Raw genomic sequence first — 14,376 nt, 5'->3', positions numbered from 1 at the left:
ACCTGCCCTGACGGCGTACTGCCCCGACGGGGTACCTGACCCGACCGTCGGGCAGCACGTCCGAGCAAGCCACACGCACCACCTAGCGCCGGCGCTCCGCGGCACGAACCACGGGCGCCGGCCCCTTTCACGTCCTTGGGGGGACACACCGCATGAGCCATGGGCGTCATGTCACCATGCTCACCGAAGGCACCTACCCGCACGTCCACGGGGGCGTCAGCACCTGGTGCGACCAACTGGTCCGCGGTATGCCGGAGGTCGACTTCAACGTCATAGCCCTGACCGGCTCGGGACGCGAGCCGGTCACCTGGGAACTGCCGCGCAACGTCTACCGCCACACCGCCGTTCCGCTCTGGGGGCCCCCGCCGGCCCGCAGACTCCGTTCCGGTCTCCGGGGCAGGGCGCAGCGCCGCTTCACCGAGATCTACGAGACCTTCCTGCTCTCCCTGCTCGACCCCGACCCCGTCGGGGAATCGCGCGGGTTCTCCGAATCCCTGCGCGAACTGGCCCTGCTGGCGAGGGCCGGCGCTCGCCCCGGCCCTGCGGTCCGAGTCGGTCCTGCGCCTGCTGATGAACGTCTGGACCCGCCCCGGCCTCCTGACCGCCGATGCCGAGCCCACCATCCACGACGCGCTCACCGCCACCGACCTGCTGGAACACGCGCTGCGGCCGCTGTCCGTGCGGATACCGCCCGACAGCGTCGCCCACGCCGTCAGCAGCGGACTGGCCACCCTCCCCGCGCTCGCCGCCAAGTACCTCGACAAGGTGCCCTTCCTCCTCACCGAGCACGGCATCTACCTGCGCGAGCGCTACCTCGGCTACCGCAGCGCCGAACAGCGCTGGCCCGTCAAGGCCCTCATGCTCGGCTTCTACCGGGAGCTCAACACCGAGGGATACCGGCAGGCCGACCTGATCACCCCGTGCAACCAGTACAACCGCCGCTGGGAGGAGCGCGGGGGCGCCGACTCCGAGCGGATCCGGACCGTCTACAACGGCGTCGATCCGCACGCGTTCCCCGAGGCCGGCCCCGAACCGGAGGTGCCCACCCTCAGCTGGTGCGGCCGCATCGATCCGATCAAGGACCTCGAAACCCTGGTCCGGGCCTACGCGTTCATGCGCGAGGAGATGCCCGCCCTGCGGCTGCGCCTCTTCGGACCGGTCCCGGCCGGCTGCGAGGACTACAAGCTCAAGCTGGAGAAGCTCGCCGCCGAACTCGGGGTGTCCGACGGGATCTCCTACGAGGGCCGCATCACCGAGGTGGCCAAGGCCTACGCGGCCGGCTCCATAGTGATGCTCTCCTCCATCAGCGAAGGTTTCCCCTTCTCCATCATCGAGGCCATGTCCTGCGGCCGCACCACCGTCTCCACCGACGTGGGCGGGGTCCGCGAGGCCGTCGGCGACACCGGCCTCGTCGTCCCGCCGCGCGAGCCCGAGACCATGGCCCGCGCCACCCTCGCCCTGCTCCGCGACGACGAACGCCGCGCCGAACTGGGCCGGATGTCCCGCAAGCGGGTGGTCGAGAAGTTCACGCTCCACCAGTCCGTGGACGGCTTCCGGCACATCTACCGCGAGCTCGCCGGCCAGCCCGTCCTTCCCGTCCACGTGGGCGACGAGTGGACCCAGCGGCTCGCCGACCCCTGGTACAAGGAACTGGCCGCCGACGGGAGCCTGTGGTGAGCGGATCCCTCTGGCTCAAGGTCCCCGGCGGGGACACCCTCCCCGCCATCCCGCGCCCCCGGCGCAGCGCCTCCCCGGCCGCCGACCCGATGGACGAACTCGCGCAGCGCCTGGACGGGTTCATCGCCGCGGCCGTCCACCCCGACGAGATCGCCGCCATCCTCGAATCCGACGGGATGACCGACGAGCACATCCGGCTCGCCTACGGGCGCCCGGACTCCTTCGGCCTCGCCGAGGAGCTCTACGCCCGGGTGCCGCGCGCCTTCCCGGAGCCCGAGCACGTCCCCGACCCCTGGAAGGTCTCCCTCACCGCCTGCCTGCTGCGCGGGGTGATCTTCGCCCTGCCCGGCCTGGCCTACCTGCTCGGCGCCCCCCTGCTGGAGGGCCCCCAGGACCGGCTGGGACTGCCCGCCGGGACGCTGACCCTGCTCGCCGGGGCGCTCATCGGCTGGGTCTGGGACCAGACCCTGTCCCACCGCGCCTACTCCTGGCTGGGCCTGGGAGACCGGGCCGCAGCCGGGCGGACCCTGCTGCTCGGAGCGCCCGCCGGGGCGCTGCTGGGGACCGCCGCCGCGCTGTCGGTTCCCGGCGGGCCGCCGTTCTCGTACGCCTTCGCCGCCGGTCAGGCCCTGTACGTCGGGGCCGCCACCGTCCTGCTCGTGCTCGGGCGGGAGCGGGTGCTGCTCGCCGCGCTCGCGCCGATGGCCGCCGGTGCGGTGCTCACCCTCTTCACGGACCTGCCCGTCGCGGTACGGGTCCTGCTGCTGGTGGTGTCCCTGCTGGCTGCCTGCGCGCTGGCGGTACGGGAACTGCCGCTGGCCGACGGGGTACGGGCCCTCGTGCTCCGGATCAAGGGCTGGACCGTGCGCCGCCCCGGCGAACGGGGCCCGGTCCGCTGGCAGATGCTGCGCGGCGCCGAAGAGGACTACGCCCCGCGCGGCCCCCGGCTCGGGGATTCCGTCCCCTACGGGGTCTTCGGCCTGGGCACCGGCCTCCTCGTGCTCTACGCGGCCCTGGGGGAGGTCCTCGCCGGCGGCCCCGCCGAGGCCGTGGCGGCCCCCTCGGCGGTGGCCCTGACCCTCAGCATGGGCCCCGCCGAATGGCTGCTCCACCGGTTCCGCAGCGGCAGCCTCTCGGGACTGCGCGCGGCCCGCTCGCCCCGGCAGTTCGGGTTCCGGATGCTCGCCACCCTGGCCCGCTGCCTGGCCTGCTACCTCGGGGTGCTCCTGGTCCTGGGCCTCACCGGAACCCTGCTGTGGCCCGGCGCGCCCGGCCTCACCGGGGTCCGTGTCGCCACGCTGCTCCTGCTCGGCGCCGTGATGTGGACCGGGCTGCTCCTGCAGTCCTTCGGGGCGGTGCGGCCCGCCGCGGTGGTCTGTGCCTCGGCCGCCGTCGCGCAGAGCCTGGCCCTGCTCCTGGGGATCGGGCAGCCGCGCGCCGTGCAGGTGGTCGTCGCCGGGGCCGCGGCCCTCGCGCTGGCCGTGCTCGTCTGCCTGCTCCTGGGCCGCGCGACGGCCCACCGCTGAACGTCGAGCCGGTGGAGCCGAAGCCGAATCACCTGAAAACGTACGACACGCACGAGAAGAAGGACCACATGCTGCTGGTGCCCCTCTACGAGCACCCCGCCGACCGGCCCGAGGACTGGGAGCTGCTCATCCGCTCCGCGGGCCGGCTGCACTCGGTGGTGCTCAACCCCGACAGCGGGCCGGGTGACGCCCCCGACGAGCGGTTCGCCCTCGTCGCCGAGCGGCTGCGCGACGCCGGGGTGCCCGTACTGGGGTACGCCGACACCGACTACGGGCGCCGCCCGCACGCCGCGGTCGTCCAGGACCTGCTGCGCCACCGCGACTGGTACGCCACCGACGGAGTCTTCCTGGACCAGGCCGCCGCCGAACCGGAGTTCCTGCCGCACTACGCACGGCTCGCCGTCGCAGCCCGGGCCGCCGGGGCCCGTACCGTCGTCCTCAACCACGGAGTGCACCCGCACCCCGGATACGCCGAACTCGCCGACCTGCTCGTCACCTTCGAGGGGCCGTGGGACGCCTACCGGGATGCGGCCGAGGCGCCGCCGTGGACCGCCGACCACCCCGCCCAGCGGTTCTGCCACCTCGTGTACGCGGTCCCGCCGGGCGCCCCCGCCGCCGAACTCGCCGGGCAACTGGCGCTGGAGCGGGGCGCGGGGGTGCACTGCGCGGTCCCCGGGACCGGCGCGCACCCGTGGGGGACCCTGCCGTACGCCCTGGAGGCCGCCGGATGAAGCGTCGCTCGCCGCGCCGCCTGCTGGTCCTCGTACCGCTCCTGCTCCTCGCGGCCTGTACCTCGTCCCCCGGCGAGGAGGAGGCGGAGCAGCCGGACGACCTCTCGCCCGCCCCGGCGCCGGGGGAGCGCTGGCAGCCCGCGCCCGGGGTCAGCTGGCAGTGGCAGCTCACGGGGAAGCTCGACACCTCGGTGAAGGCCGCCGTCTACGACGTGGACGGGTTCACCACGACCAAGGAGCAGGTTGCCGAGTTGAAGAAGGCCGGCCGGCGGACCATCTGCTACCTGTCCACCGGTGCCTGGGAGGACTTCCGGCCGGACGCCGAAGCGTTCCCGCAGTCGATGCGCGGGGAGGGCAACGGCTGGGAGGGCGAGCGCTGGCTGGACGTCCGGCGGCTCGCCGAACTGGAACCGCTGATCGGCAAGCGGTTCGACATGTGCCGGGAGAAGGGCTTCGACGCGGTGGAGCCCGACAACATGGACGGCTACCGCAACAAGTCCGGCTTCCCGCTCACGGCCGACGACCAGCTCAAGTACAACCGGCTGATCGCGAAGCTGGCGCACGACCGGGGCCTGTCGGTGGGGCTGAAGAACGATCTGGACCAGATCCCCCAGCTGGTGGGGGAGTTCGACTTCGCGGTCAACGAGCAGTGCATGCAGTACGAGGAGTGCGACCGGGTCGCGCCCTTCGTGAAGGCGGGCAAGGCCGTCTTCCACGTGGAGTACGAGAAGCCGCTCGCGCAGTGGTGCCCCAAGGCCCGTGAGGCCAAGCTCAGCTCGCTGCAGAAGAAGTCCGAGCTGGGGGTCTGGCGCGAGGTCTGCCGCTAGGCCTGCCGCCAGGCCGTTCTGCGCGCCCCGGCCTCAGCCCAGCGGAAGGATCGCGTGCACCCGGTAGCCGCCCCCGAAGCGGGGTCCGGCGAAGCAGGAGCCGCCCAGGGCCACGGCCCGCTCGCGCATGCCGAGCAGGCCGTGGCCGCCGCCCTCGTCCGGGGGCTCGGCCGCCGCGTCCGCCGGGGAACCGCCGTCGTCCAGCACGGTCACCTCGACCGAACCGCCCACCCGGACCACGCTCACCTCGGCGCCGGCTCCCGGGCCCGCGTGCTTGCGCACGTTGGTCAGTGCCTCCTGGATCACCCGGTACGCCGCCAGGTCCACGGCGGCGGACAACGGAGCCGTGTCGTCGGCGGACCGGCCCAGCTGCACCATGACCTTCACCGGGAGCCCGGCGTTGCGGAAGGTGTCCACGAGGTCGTCCAGGACCGCCAGCCCCGGCGCGGGCTCGGTCGGCGCCTCGGGATCTCCGGACTGGCGCAGCAGCCCCACCGTCGCCCTCAGCTCGTTGAGCGCGGACCGGCTGGCGTCGCGGACGTGGGCCAGCGCCTCCTTCGCCTGGTCCGGGCGCTTGTCCATGACGTGCGCGGCCACCCCCGCCTGGACGTTGACCAGGGCGATGTGGTGGGCCACCACGTCGTGGAGGTCCCGGGCGATCCGCAGTCGCTCCTCGGCCACCCGGCGCCGGGCCTCCTCCTCCCGGGTCCGCTCGGCGCGCTCCGCCCGCTCCCGGATCGCGTCGATGAAGGCACGGCGGCTGCGCACCGCGTCCCCGGCGGCCGCGGCCATGCCGGTCCAGGCGAAGATCCCGATGTTCTCCTGGGCGTACCAGGGCAGCGGGCCGGAGAGCATGGCCACGCCCGTCAGCCCGGCCATGGTCAGGACGCCGACCCGCCAGGTGGTGGGCCGGTCGGTGCGGGAGGCCAGTGTGTACAGGGCGATCACCGTGCACATGGCGACGGGCGCCCGGGGCTCCCCGGTGGTCAGCTCCAGCAGGGAGAGCCCGATCGTCACGGCCAGCACCACGCGGGGCCGCCTGCGCCGGAACACCAGGGCGGCCGCGCCGAAGACCATGAGGACCAGCGAGAACGTCGCGGGGGTGCGCGTCCCGAAGGTCGGCCCGTGGGCCCCGTGCGGGTTGGCGAAGGACCCGACGACCATGGAGACGAGCGCCCCGAGCGCGAGTACGGCATCGGTGGCCAGCGGATGGTCCCGCATCCACCGCCGCGTGCGGGCGAACGGCCCGAGCTCTGTCGTCACCCCGATACGGTACGGCCCCGCGGGCGCTCTCAGCCCCGGGGAACCGGAGGAGCCGGCGGCGGGGCCGGGGGCGCCGGCGGAGGAGCGGCCTGCGGCCGGACGCCCAGGGGGGTGCGGGAGCGCTCGGGGCCCCACTTCGCGCGGACGAAGCACAGCGCCATCACCGAGGCGATGGCCGCCAGGTGCTCCTTGCCCGCCAGATTGTCCTTGAAGAGCAGCTCGCCGGTCATCAGCACGATGACCACGGAGCCGGTCAGGTACGCCCGGTAGCGCCAGCAGACGTAGATGGCCAGCCCCACCACCGCCGCCGAGGGACCGGTGTCGTTGACGATCCGGTCCGTGTCCGGCAGGCCGAAGGGGTGGTCCGCGCCGAGCGAGAGCCCGATCCGCGCGTACGTGGTCCCGGCCAGGGTGGCCACGTAGCCGATGGCCAGCGTGCGCCACCACCCGATGCAGATCTCCGAGATCCCGAAGACGAGCAGGATCTGGGCGAGCGCCCCCCACACCGGAAGGTCCAGCGCGGGCACGAACAGCGACAGGGGGGTGCGCAGCAGGGCGAGCCAGAGCGGGTCGACGGCTTTGACCGACCCCAGGTCCTGGACCGGCTGGAAGCCCCATGACGTGTTCTGCACGATCTGGAAGACCGAGGTCAGGCAGACCGCGCCGATGGTCATCGGGATCGCCCGCCACTTCTTGTGGACGAGCGCGTCCCGGATCGTCCAGTACAGGGGCCCCCACTCGCGGCGGGCGAACCGCCGCAGTGAGGCAGTGGTCAACGCTTGCTCTCCAGATGTCTGCGGTGCATCCACTTCGGCAGGCCGGGGGCTTCCAGGAACCCCTCGGCCCGGCCCGCCGCGATACCGATCCGCAGCAGGTCCGAACTCTTCTCGAAGAGCATGAACCGCGGTTCCCAGATCGGCCGGTATTTGGCGTTGGCCCGGTAGAGGGACTCGATCTGCCACCAGCGCGAGAAGAAGCTCAGCAGCGAGCGCCACATGCGCAGCACCGGACCGGCGCCGAGCTTCGACCCACGCTCGAAGACGGAACGGAACATCGCGAAGTTCAGTGAGACCTGTGTGACCCCGATCTCCTTTGAGCGTTCCAGGAGTTCGATGACCATGAACTCCATCAGACCGTTCTCGGAATCGCGGTCGCGGCGCATCAGGTCCAGCGACAGGCCCTTGGGTCCCCACGGGACGAAGGACAGCACGGCGCGCAGTTCTCCGCTGCCGTCGAAGCACTCCAGCATCACGCACTGGCCGTCGCCGGGATCGCCCAGTCGGCCCAGCGCCATGGAGAAGCCGCGCTCGGTCGCGCCGTCGCGCCAGTCGTCGGCGCGCAGCAGCAGTACGTCCATCTCCTCGGCCGGGATGTCGGCGTGGCGGCGGATGCGGACCGTGTAACCGGCCCGCTTGACGCGGTTGAACGCCTGGCGGACGGTGCGCATGGCGCGGCCCTCCAGGGTGAACTCGGCGGTCTCCACGATCGCCTCGTCGCCGAGCTCCAGGGCGTCGAGTCCGTGCCGGGCGTAGATCTGCCCGGCCTCCTCGCTCGCGCCCATCACCGCGGGCACCCAGCCGTGTTCGCGGGCCTCGGCCAGCCACGGCTCGATGGCGCCGGGCCAGGCCTCGGGGTCGCCGATCGGGTCGCCGGAGGCCAGTGAGACCCCGCCGACGACGCGGTAGGTGACGGCGGCCTTGCCGGTGGGGGACCAGATGACGGACTTCTCGCGGCGCAGCGAGAAGTAGCCGAGGGAGTCGCGGTCGCCCTGCTTGGCGAGGAGCGCGCGCAGCTTGTCCTCGTCCTCCTCGGTGAGGGGGTCGACGGCGCGCCGCGAGCGGAAGGCCGCGAACAGCACGGCGAGCAGCAGCAGCGTGGACATGACGTTGATGGCGACGTCCACCCAGCCGGGGGTGGTGATCGAGTTGTACGTCTTGTCGTCAGGGGCCAGGGTGACCAGGCGCATCACGCCGTACCGCCAGCGGGCCAGGAAGGTGGCGTCGGCGGCGTCCGGGTCGGTGTTGGTCGCGCCGACGATCAGGGCGGCGACCAGCGAGGTCAGCAGCAGGCCGACGGAGGCGACGAGGCTGGCCAGCAGGGGGTTGGAGCGGTCGCCCTTGGCGTAGAACTCCCGGCGGCCCAGCAGCAGGGCGCCGACGAAGAGCACGGTGAGCGCGAAGGCCACCCAGTTCTGGGCGTGGCCGCGGAACTCCGGGTAGCAGAACTCGTATTCACCGCCCGAGCAAGGGGTGAAGGAGGCGACGGCGGCCATGGCGAACGCCAGCAGCAGCAGTCCGCTGAGGACCAGGTTCAAGATCCACGCGGCGCGTTTGCGGCGGCCCATGGTGACGGTGAGCAGCAGCGAGAAGGCCGCGGAGGCGAAGCCCGCCGTGAGCAGGTACGGGGTGTAGAAGTCGGCGGTGCTGTGCCGGCGCAGGTCCTGGCCGAGCGAGACCCACACCGCGCTGAGCAGGTTGACGAAGGTGACGGCGCGCAGGTACCACACCGCGAAGGCGGCGCTGCGCCGTGATCGGGCGCTGCCCCTGCGGCTCTCCTTGGCGTTCTCCCCGCCGTTGTCGCGGCCGGATTCCCGGCCGCCCCCTGGTTTGCCGTTGCCGTTCGGGTCCGAACCGGTTCCCCGGTCGGTCTTCCGCTCGGTCTCTGCGCTGGTCAAACGGACCTCTCCCATAAAAAGCGATGATATGGGGCGTTGCGGTCCGTGCTCGGCGGTCCGGAGGACCGCGGCCTGGTCAGGACCGCGGGCCCCGGTGACTCATTCCGTCGGTTCCTGTACTCGCTCAGGGAGTTCCGCCGCGAGTGCGGCGGCCGCCTGGACGAGGGGAAGAGCGAGCAACGCCCCGGTTCCTTCTCCCACTGTGACGCCGTGGTCGAGCACCGGGTTGAGTGCCATCCGGTCCAGGGCCTTGGCCTGCCCCGGTTCTCCGCTGGCCTGACCGGCCAGCCACCAGTCCGGGGCGCGGAAAGCGGCCCGCTGGGCCACCAGTCCGCAGGCCGCCGAGACGACCCCGTCGAGGATGACGGGGGTGCGGCGCACCGCGCACTGGAGCAGGAATCCGGTGATCGCGGCGAAGTCCGCACCGCCGACGGCGGCGAGCAGGGCGACCTGATCCCCGAGGACGGGCCGGGCGCGCCGCAGCGAGTCGCGGATGGCCGCGCACTTGCGCATCCAGGTCAGGTCGTCCACGGGTACGCCGCCGCGGCCGGTGACCACGGAGGCGTCGGTGCCGCACAGGGCGGCGACGAGCGTCGCGGCGACGGTGGTCCCGCCGACGCTCAGGTCCCCGAGCACGATCAGATCGGTCCCGGAGTCGGCCTCCTCGTCGGCGATCTGCATGCCGAGGCGCAGCGCGGCAGCGGCCTCCTCGGCCGTCAGCGCGTCCTCGACGTCGATCCGCCCGCTGCCGCGCCGGACGCGGTGCTTGGTGATCTCCTGGGGCAGCAGGTCGGGATCGCAGTCCAGGCCCGCGTCGACGATCCGGACGGAGGCGCCGAACCGCGCGGCCAGGATGGCCACCGGGCTCGTCCCGTCGAGCACGGCCCGCACCAGCTCGTGGGCGCTGCCGGCGGGCCGTACGGACACCCCCTCGGCGGCGATCCCGTGGTCGGCCGCGAACAGCACGACGCGCGGCCGCTCGATCGGCTTGACCGGCACCTGCCCCTGCGCGGCAGCGAGCCACTCGGCGAGCTCGTCGAGCCGCCCCAGCGCCCCGACCGGTACGGCCAGCCGCTCACGGCGTTCCTCGGCATCACGCCGTACGCCCCCGTCGGGGCGTTCGATCAGATCGGAGAAGTCGTCGAGATTCAGCATGGTCATCTGCCAGAGCGTACAGCCGAGCCCCCGCATACTCAGCCCCGCCGGCGCTTCCGGGACGGGGCTCGCCGCCTGTCCGGAGCGGGAGTTACTGCTTGAGGACCACCGGCTGGCCCGCCACCACCAGCAGCACGTGCTCGCACTCGCCCGCGACCCCCGCGTTCAGCCGCCCCAGCTCGTCCCGGAACCGCCGCCCCGAAGCCGTCGCGGGGACCACCCCGGAGCCGACCTCGTTGCTGACGAGCACCACCGGGCGGCGGGTCGCGCGGACCGCCGCCACCAGCTCGGCCATCCGCTCCTCCAGCTCCTTGCGGCCGTCTTCGGCCCAGACCGCGTCGTCCCAGGCCCGGGCCCGGTCCATCGCGTCCGTCAGCCACAGCGACAGGCAGTCGATCAGCAGCGGCGGCCCGTCCTCGGCCAGCAGCTCCGTCAGCTCGCAGGTCTCCACCGTCCGCCAGGACGACGGCCGCCGCTCCCGGTGCAGGCCGACCCGCGCCGCCCACTCCGCGTCGCCCTCGCGGGTGCCGCCCGTGGCCACGTAGACGACCTCGGGGAAGCCGGCCAGCCGTCGCTCCGCCTCGTAGGACTTCCCCGACCGGGCCCCGCCCAGGACCAGGGTCCGGCGCGGCACCCGGGGCAGCGGCCGGTACTCGCCGGTGGACACCGTCGTGCCGTCCGTCACCGTCCGGGCGCCCAGGGCCGCGCACCGGCGCTCCAGCTCCGCGCCGGGCGGGGTGTCGTGGTCCAGGTGGACCGCGATCACGTCCGTCGCCGGGCCCACCGCACCGCTCGCCCGCAGCCGGCCCAGGGCCTCCGGCCGGCCGAGCACGTCCGCGAGGACCACGTCGTACGGGCGCTGCGCCGTGCCTCCCCCAGACTTCGTCCGGGGGGACCCCCCTGTTCCCGCCGGCGCCCCGCCCGGCGGCAGGTACAGCAGCCGGGTCCCGTCCGGGCCGGTCACCTCGTACCCGGTGCCCGGCGAGTCCATGGCCACCGCCAGCACCCGGTGTCCGGAGATCACCGCGAGCTCGCGCCCGTCCGGCACCCGCCCGGCGGCCGGCAGCCCCGGCGGGAGCTCCACGGCCGGCCCGTCGTGGGGGTGGGTCAGCAGGACCTGCCGTACGGCGGTCAGTGAATGCCCCGCGCGCGCGCCCGCGAGCACCGCCCCCGGGGTCAGGTCGAGCAGCAGCGCCCCGTCGACGAGCACGGACGTGGCGGCGCGCGCCCGGGGGCCGACGCAGAGCGCGCAGGCGGCGCAGGGACAGCCGGGGCGGGGCAGTCCTTCGGGTGTGCCGGTGCCGAGCAGAGTGAGTTCCACAGGATGATCCTCCCGCGTCGCCGAGACTGGTGCGCGCCCGGCTACTCTCTGGGCACACTCAAGACGAGAAGCGTGCGATCAGCGATCAGCGGACGAGCAACGGAGGCGGACATGGCGTGGACGTGGCGGTTCGAGACGGCGGACGGCAGTGAGGCGAGCCCGTCGGTGGTTCCGGAGGAGTTCACCACGCAGGGGGACGCCGAGTCGTGGATCGGCGAGTACTGGAAGGACCTGCTGGAGGGCGGCACCGAGCAGGTGAAGCTGTCCGACGACAACGGCGTCCAGCTGTACACGATGAGCCTGCGCGAGGCCGCCGAGCTCTGACCCGGCCGGGCCGGTGACGGCGGCGGCGGATGCGACGGAGCCCGGGTCCGCGAGCGGACCCGGGCTCCGGGCACGTCCTGACGTCCGGGCTCAGCCCCGTACGCCGCACAGGTGCAGCAGGGCCGCGACCCCGCGGTAGGGATCGGTCCGCCCGGCACGGTCCTCGGCGGCGAGCAGCCGCTCCAGTTCCGTCTCCCCGGGGAGCGGCTCCCCGGTCTCGGCGCCGTCCGTGAAGACCCGTACGCCGTACCAGGTCTGCAGCGGGGCGCCGATCCCGGACAGGGTGGCCGTCAGCACGGCCAGCCGGTCGGCGCGCACGTCCAGGCCCAGCCGGTTCGTGTAGTCGGTGGTGTCGAAGGCGTCCAGCGCCGCCGTCCAGTCGCCGCCGAGGCCGGGCCGCATGGCGAGCGCGTCGCCGTTGCGCACCAGCAGGGACAGCAGTCCGCCGGGGGCCAGCATGCGGGCGAGCCCGGCGAGCATGGCGTCCGGCTCGGGCACGTACATCAGCACGCCGTGGCAGAGCACCACGTCGAAGCTGCCCGGCAGGAAGTGCGCCCCGGTCTCCCGGCCGTCGCCCTCCATGAGGCGGACGCGGTCCTGGATCCCGGCGGGCTCGGCGGCCAGCGCCTCGCGGGCGATGGCCAGCATGCCCGGGTCCTGCTCCAGGCCGGTCACCCTGTGCCCGGCGCGGGCCAGGCGCAGGGCCTGGGTGCCCTGGCCCATGCCGACGTCGAGGACGCGCAGCCGCTGCCCGACGGGGAAGCGGTGCGCTATCTGCTCGTCGAGCTGGCGGCCGACGAGCTCCTGGCGGACGACGTTGCGGAGCCCGCCCAGGCCCTCCAGCCAGAGCCGGGCTCCGTCCGAGAAACCGCTCAGGGCCGTTCCCCGCGCTTGACCTGCGGCTTCGGCAGGCGCAGTCGGCGCATCTGGAGGGTGCGCATGAGGCCGTACGCGACGGCACCGCGCTTGGGCTCGTCGGGGAACTTGACGTTCAGGGCCTTGCGGAGCCGGATGAACATGCCGACGGAGTCGACGAGGATCAGCGCGATCACGCCGAGCCACAGCAACAGGGCGATGTTCTGGATGGACGGCACGCGCACCATGCTCAGCACCAGGATGATCACTGCCAGCGGCAGGAACATCTCGGCGACGGAGAAGCGGGAGTCCACGAAGTCGCGGACGTAGCGGCGTACGGGGCCCTTGTCGCGGTTGGGCAGGTAACGCTCGTCGCCACTGGCGAGAGCCTCGCGCTGCTTGGTCATCTCGACCCGGCGGCGTTCACGGGCTCGCTTGGCATCCTCCTTGCGGTTGCCGGTCGAGGCCACCACGGCCTTGCGCTGCGACTGGGCCACAGCACGCTTCGGCGTAGGGCGGCCCTTCGGGGCCTGCGGGTTACGGGGCTGCGAGAGGTCGGCGCTCACCTTGTCGGTGGCGGCGGCCTTCTCTTCCTTGGAGGAGCGGCTACCAAACACAAAACCCAAGCCTACGTGGTTGTCGGCACGGGCCCCACCCCGGCGGGGAACGATCCGGCAACGGCGGGCGTCCTTCCTGTTGAGCACCTGTGAGGGAAGCACCTACTCCTTACGCCTGACACGGCGGCGGAGCAGTCGTCCTGGAGGAGGAGCCCATCCGTACTCGAACAGTGCGGTAATAGATGCAGGGCCCGTACTGTGGGTCTTGTTGGTGACCTGGAGCACAGTCCGTCTAGAAGGGGGCGCGCGAAGCCCATGAGCGGTGTCATGAAGCGTATGGGGATGATCTTCCGCGCGAAGGCGAACAAGGCCCTTGACCGGGCCGAGGACCCGCGCGAGACCCTCGACTACTCGTACCAGAAGCAGCTGGAGCTGCTTCAGAAGGTGCGCCGAGGGGTCGCCGACGTGGCGACCTCCCGCAAGCGCCTGGAACTGCAGCTGAACCAGCTCCAGGGCCAGTCCAGCAAGCTGGAGGACCAGGGCCGCAAGGCGCTGGCGCTCGGCCGCGAGGACCTGGCCCGCGAGGCCCTGTCCCGCCGCGCCTCGCTCCAGCAGCAGGTCAGCGACCTGGAGGTCCAGCACCAGACTCTGCAGGGCGAGGAGGAGAAGCTGACGCTGGCCGCGCAGCGCCTCCAGGCCAAGGTGGACGCCTTCCGCACCAAGAAGGAGACCATCAAGGCCACGTACACGGCCGCCCAGGCGCAGACCCGGATCGCCGAGTCCTTCTCCGGCATCTCCGAGGAGATGAGCGACGTCGGCCTCGCCATCCAGCGGGCCGAGGACAAGACGGCGCAGCTGCAGGCCCGCGCCGGCGCGATCGACGAGCTGCTGGCCTCCGGCGCGCTCGACGACCAGAGCGGCCTCGGCTCCAGGGACGACATCCAGGCAGAGCTCGACCGCCTCTCGGGCGGTTCGGACGTGGAGCTGGAGATCCAGCGGATGAAGGCCGAACTGGCCGGCGGTCCCTCCGCCCAGCAGCAGGCCATCGAGGGCGGCGCCGCGGGCAATGGCCAGCCGTCGCAGACCCAGCACCGGTTCGACAAGCAGTAGGACGGGGCCCGTCATGATTGTCCGCATCATGGGGGAAGGTCAGGTGAAGCTGGCTGACAGCCACTTCACCAAGCTCAACGAGCTGGACGACGAACTGCTCGCGGAGATGGAGTCCGGCGACGAGGAGGGCTTCCGGCGCACGCTGGGAGCGCTGCTCGACGAGGTGCGCCGGCTCGGCGAGCCGCTCCCGGACGACGCGCTGGAGCCGTCCGAGCTGATCCTTCCCGCGCCGGACGCGACGCTGGACGAGGTCAAGGAGATGCTCAGCGACGATGGTCTGATCCCCGGCTGACGCGAGCGACGGCAGTGACGCGAGGGCCCGCCCCCCCCGGAATTCACCGGGGAGCGGGCCCTCG

General features: G+C 72.8%; 13 protein-coding genes and 1 pseudogene. 7 read left to right on the top strand and 7 right to left on the bottom strand.

Annotated elements, in window-relative coordinates; genetic code table 11:
* Positions 1 to 152 precede the first annotated feature (152 nt).
* From pelF to AC3IYJ_RS11840, 4 genes and pseudogenes are all read left to right on the top strand, one after another.
* A pseudogene (gene pelF / locus AC3IYJ_RS11855) lies at positions 153 to 1,677 on the top strand (GT4 family glycosyltransferase PelF).
* Positions 1,674 to 3,203 carry a hypothetical protein gene (locus AC3IYJ_RS11850; protein ID WP_489401266.1) on the top strand — a complete coding sequence of 510 codons (1,530 nt, stop codon included), beginning with the start codon at positions 1,674 to 1,676 and terminating at the stop codon, positions 3,201 to 3,203. The pseudogene pelF and the gene AC3IYJ_RS11850 overlap by 4 nt, the downstream one beginning before the upstream one ends.
* Before the next feature lie 68 nt (positions 3,204 to 3,271).
* Complete coding sequence (locus AC3IYJ_RS11845; RefSeq protein WP_489402785.1) at positions 3,272 to 3,934, top strand: spherulation-specific family 4 protein; 663 nt, start codon at positions 3,272 to 3,274, stop codon at positions 3,932 to 3,934.
* A complete protein-coding gene (locus tag AC3IYJ_RS11840) occupies positions 3,931 to 4,761 on the top strand; it encodes an endo alpha-1,4 polygalactosaminidase (protein ID WP_489401265.1) in 831 nt (276 codons plus the stop codon). The genes AC3IYJ_RS11845 and AC3IYJ_RS11840 overlap by 4 nt, the downstream gene beginning before the upstream one ends.
* 33 nt (positions 4,762 to 4,794) lie before the next feature.
* Here the strand turns inward: AC3IYJ_RS11840 and AC3IYJ_RS11835 are convergent, their stop codons facing one another.
* From AC3IYJ_RS11835 to AC3IYJ_RS11815, 5 genes are all read right to left on the bottom strand, one after another.
* Positions 4,795 to 6,024, bottom strand: coding sequence for a sensor histidine kinase (locus tag AC3IYJ_RS11835; RefSeq protein ID WP_489401264.1), 1,230 nt, complete (start codon positions 6,022 to 6,024; stop codon positions 4,795 to 4,797).
* Positions 6,025 to 6,053: 29 nt separating this feature from the next.
* Positions 6,054 to 6,800, bottom strand: a complete 747-nt coding sequence (locus tag AC3IYJ_RS11830) for a hypothetical protein (protein ID WP_489401263.1) — start codon at positions 6,798 to 6,800, stop codon at positions 6,054 to 6,056.
* Entirely contained in the window at positions 6,797 to 8,713 is a 1,917-nt protein-coding gene (locus tag AC3IYJ_RS11825; protein ID WP_489401262.1) for a phosphatidylglycerol lysyltransferase domain-containing protein, read from the bottom strand. The genes AC3IYJ_RS11830 and AC3IYJ_RS11825 overlap by 4 nt, the downstream gene beginning before the upstream one ends.
* 84 nt (positions 8,714 to 8,797) lie before the next feature.
* Positions 8,798 to 9,859 carry a nicotinate-nucleotide--dimethylbenzimidazole phosphoribosyltransferase gene (gene cobT, locus AC3IYJ_RS11820; RefSeq protein WP_489401261.1) on the bottom strand — a complete coding sequence of 354 codons (1,062 nt, stop codon included), beginning with the start codon at positions 9,857 to 9,859 and terminating at the stop codon, positions 8,798 to 8,800.
* Between the two features lie 85 nt (positions 9,860 to 9,944).
* Positions 9,945 to 11,174, bottom strand: a complete 1,230-nt coding sequence (locus AC3IYJ_RS11815) for a bifunctional adenosylcobinamide kinase/adenosylcobinamide-phosphate guanylyltransferase (protein ID WP_489401260.1) — start codon at positions 11,172 to 11,174, stop codon at positions 9,945 to 9,947.
* Positions 11,175 to 11,285: 111 nt separating this feature from the next.
* Between AC3IYJ_RS11815 and AC3IYJ_RS11810 the strand changes: the two genes are divergently transcribed.
* The gene (locus AC3IYJ_RS11810) at positions 11,286 to 11,498 is read left to right on the top strand and encodes a hypothetical protein (protein ID WP_489401259.1); all 213 of its coding nucleotides are present in this window, start codon (positions 11,286 to 11,288) and stop codon (positions 11,496 to 11,498) included.
* 90 nt (positions 11,499 to 11,588) lie between these two features.
* Here the strand turns inward: AC3IYJ_RS11810 and AC3IYJ_RS11805 are convergent, their stop codons facing one another.
* Both AC3IYJ_RS11805 and AC3IYJ_RS11800 read right to left on the bottom strand, forming a co-directional pair.
* Complete coding sequence (locus AC3IYJ_RS11805; protein WP_489402784.1) at positions 11,589 to 12,332, bottom strand: class I SAM-dependent methyltransferase; 744 nt, start codon at positions 12,330 to 12,332, stop codon at positions 11,589 to 11,591.
* Between the two features lie 38 nt (positions 12,333 to 12,370).
* Positions 12,371 to 12,979, bottom strand: coding sequence for a DUF3043 domain-containing protein (locus tag AC3IYJ_RS11800; RefSeq protein WP_489401258.1), 609 nt, complete (start codon positions 12,977 to 12,979; stop codon positions 12,371 to 12,373).
* Between the two features lie 246 nt (positions 12,980 to 13,225).
* On the opposite strand from AC3IYJ_RS11800, the gene AC3IYJ_RS11795 reads away from it, so the two are divergent.
* Positions 13,226 to 14,020 (top strand): PspA/IM30 family protein, encoded by a 795-nt coding sequence (locus AC3IYJ_RS11795; RefSeq protein ID WP_489401257.1) that lies wholly within the window; start codon positions 13,226 to 13,228, stop codon positions 14,018 to 14,020.
* Between the two features lie 13 nt (positions 14,021 to 14,033).
* Complete coding sequence (gene pspAA / locus AC3IYJ_RS11790) at positions 14,034 to 14,312, top strand: PspA-associated protein PspAA (RefSeq protein WP_489401256.1); 279 nt, start codon at positions 14,034 to 14,036, stop codon at positions 14,310 to 14,312.
* The last annotated feature ends 64 nt before the right edge of the window (positions 14,313 to 14,376 follow it).

Source organism: Streptomyces sp. GL_140 (genome assembly GCF_057834465.1).
This window is presented reverse-complemented; position numbering and strand designations above follow the sequence as displayed.

Bases quoted from the DNA above. Each gene is read 5' to 3' on its own strand.
- AC3IYJ_RS11845 (WP_489402785.1), top strand. From the start codon at position 3,272: ATGCTGCTGGTGCCCCTCTACGAGCACCCCGCCGACCGGCCCGAGGAC.
- AC3IYJ_RS11840 (WP_489401265.1), top strand. From the start codon at position 3,931: ATGAAGCGTCGCTCGCCGCGCCGCCTGCTGGTCCTCGTACCGCTCCTG.
- AC3IYJ_RS11825 (WP_489401262.1), bottom strand. From the start codon at position 8,713: ATGGGAGAGGTCCGTTTGACCAGCGCAGAGACCGAGCGGAAGACCGAC.
- cobT (WP_489401261.1), bottom strand. From the start codon at position 9,859: ATGACCATGCTGAATCTCGACGACTTCTCCGATCTGATCGAACGCCCC.
- AC3IYJ_RS11810 (WP_489401259.1), top strand. From the start codon at position 11,286: ATGGCGTGGACGTGGCGGTTCGAGACGGCGGACGGCAGTGAGGCGAGC.
- AC3IYJ_RS11795 (WP_489401257.1), top strand. From the start codon at position 13,226: ATGAGCGGTGTCATGAAGCGTATGGGGATGATCTTCCGCGCGAAGGCG.
- pspAA (WP_489401256.1), top strand. From the start codon at position 14,034: ATGATTGTCCGCATCATGGGGGAAGGTCAGGTGAAGCTGGCTGACAGC.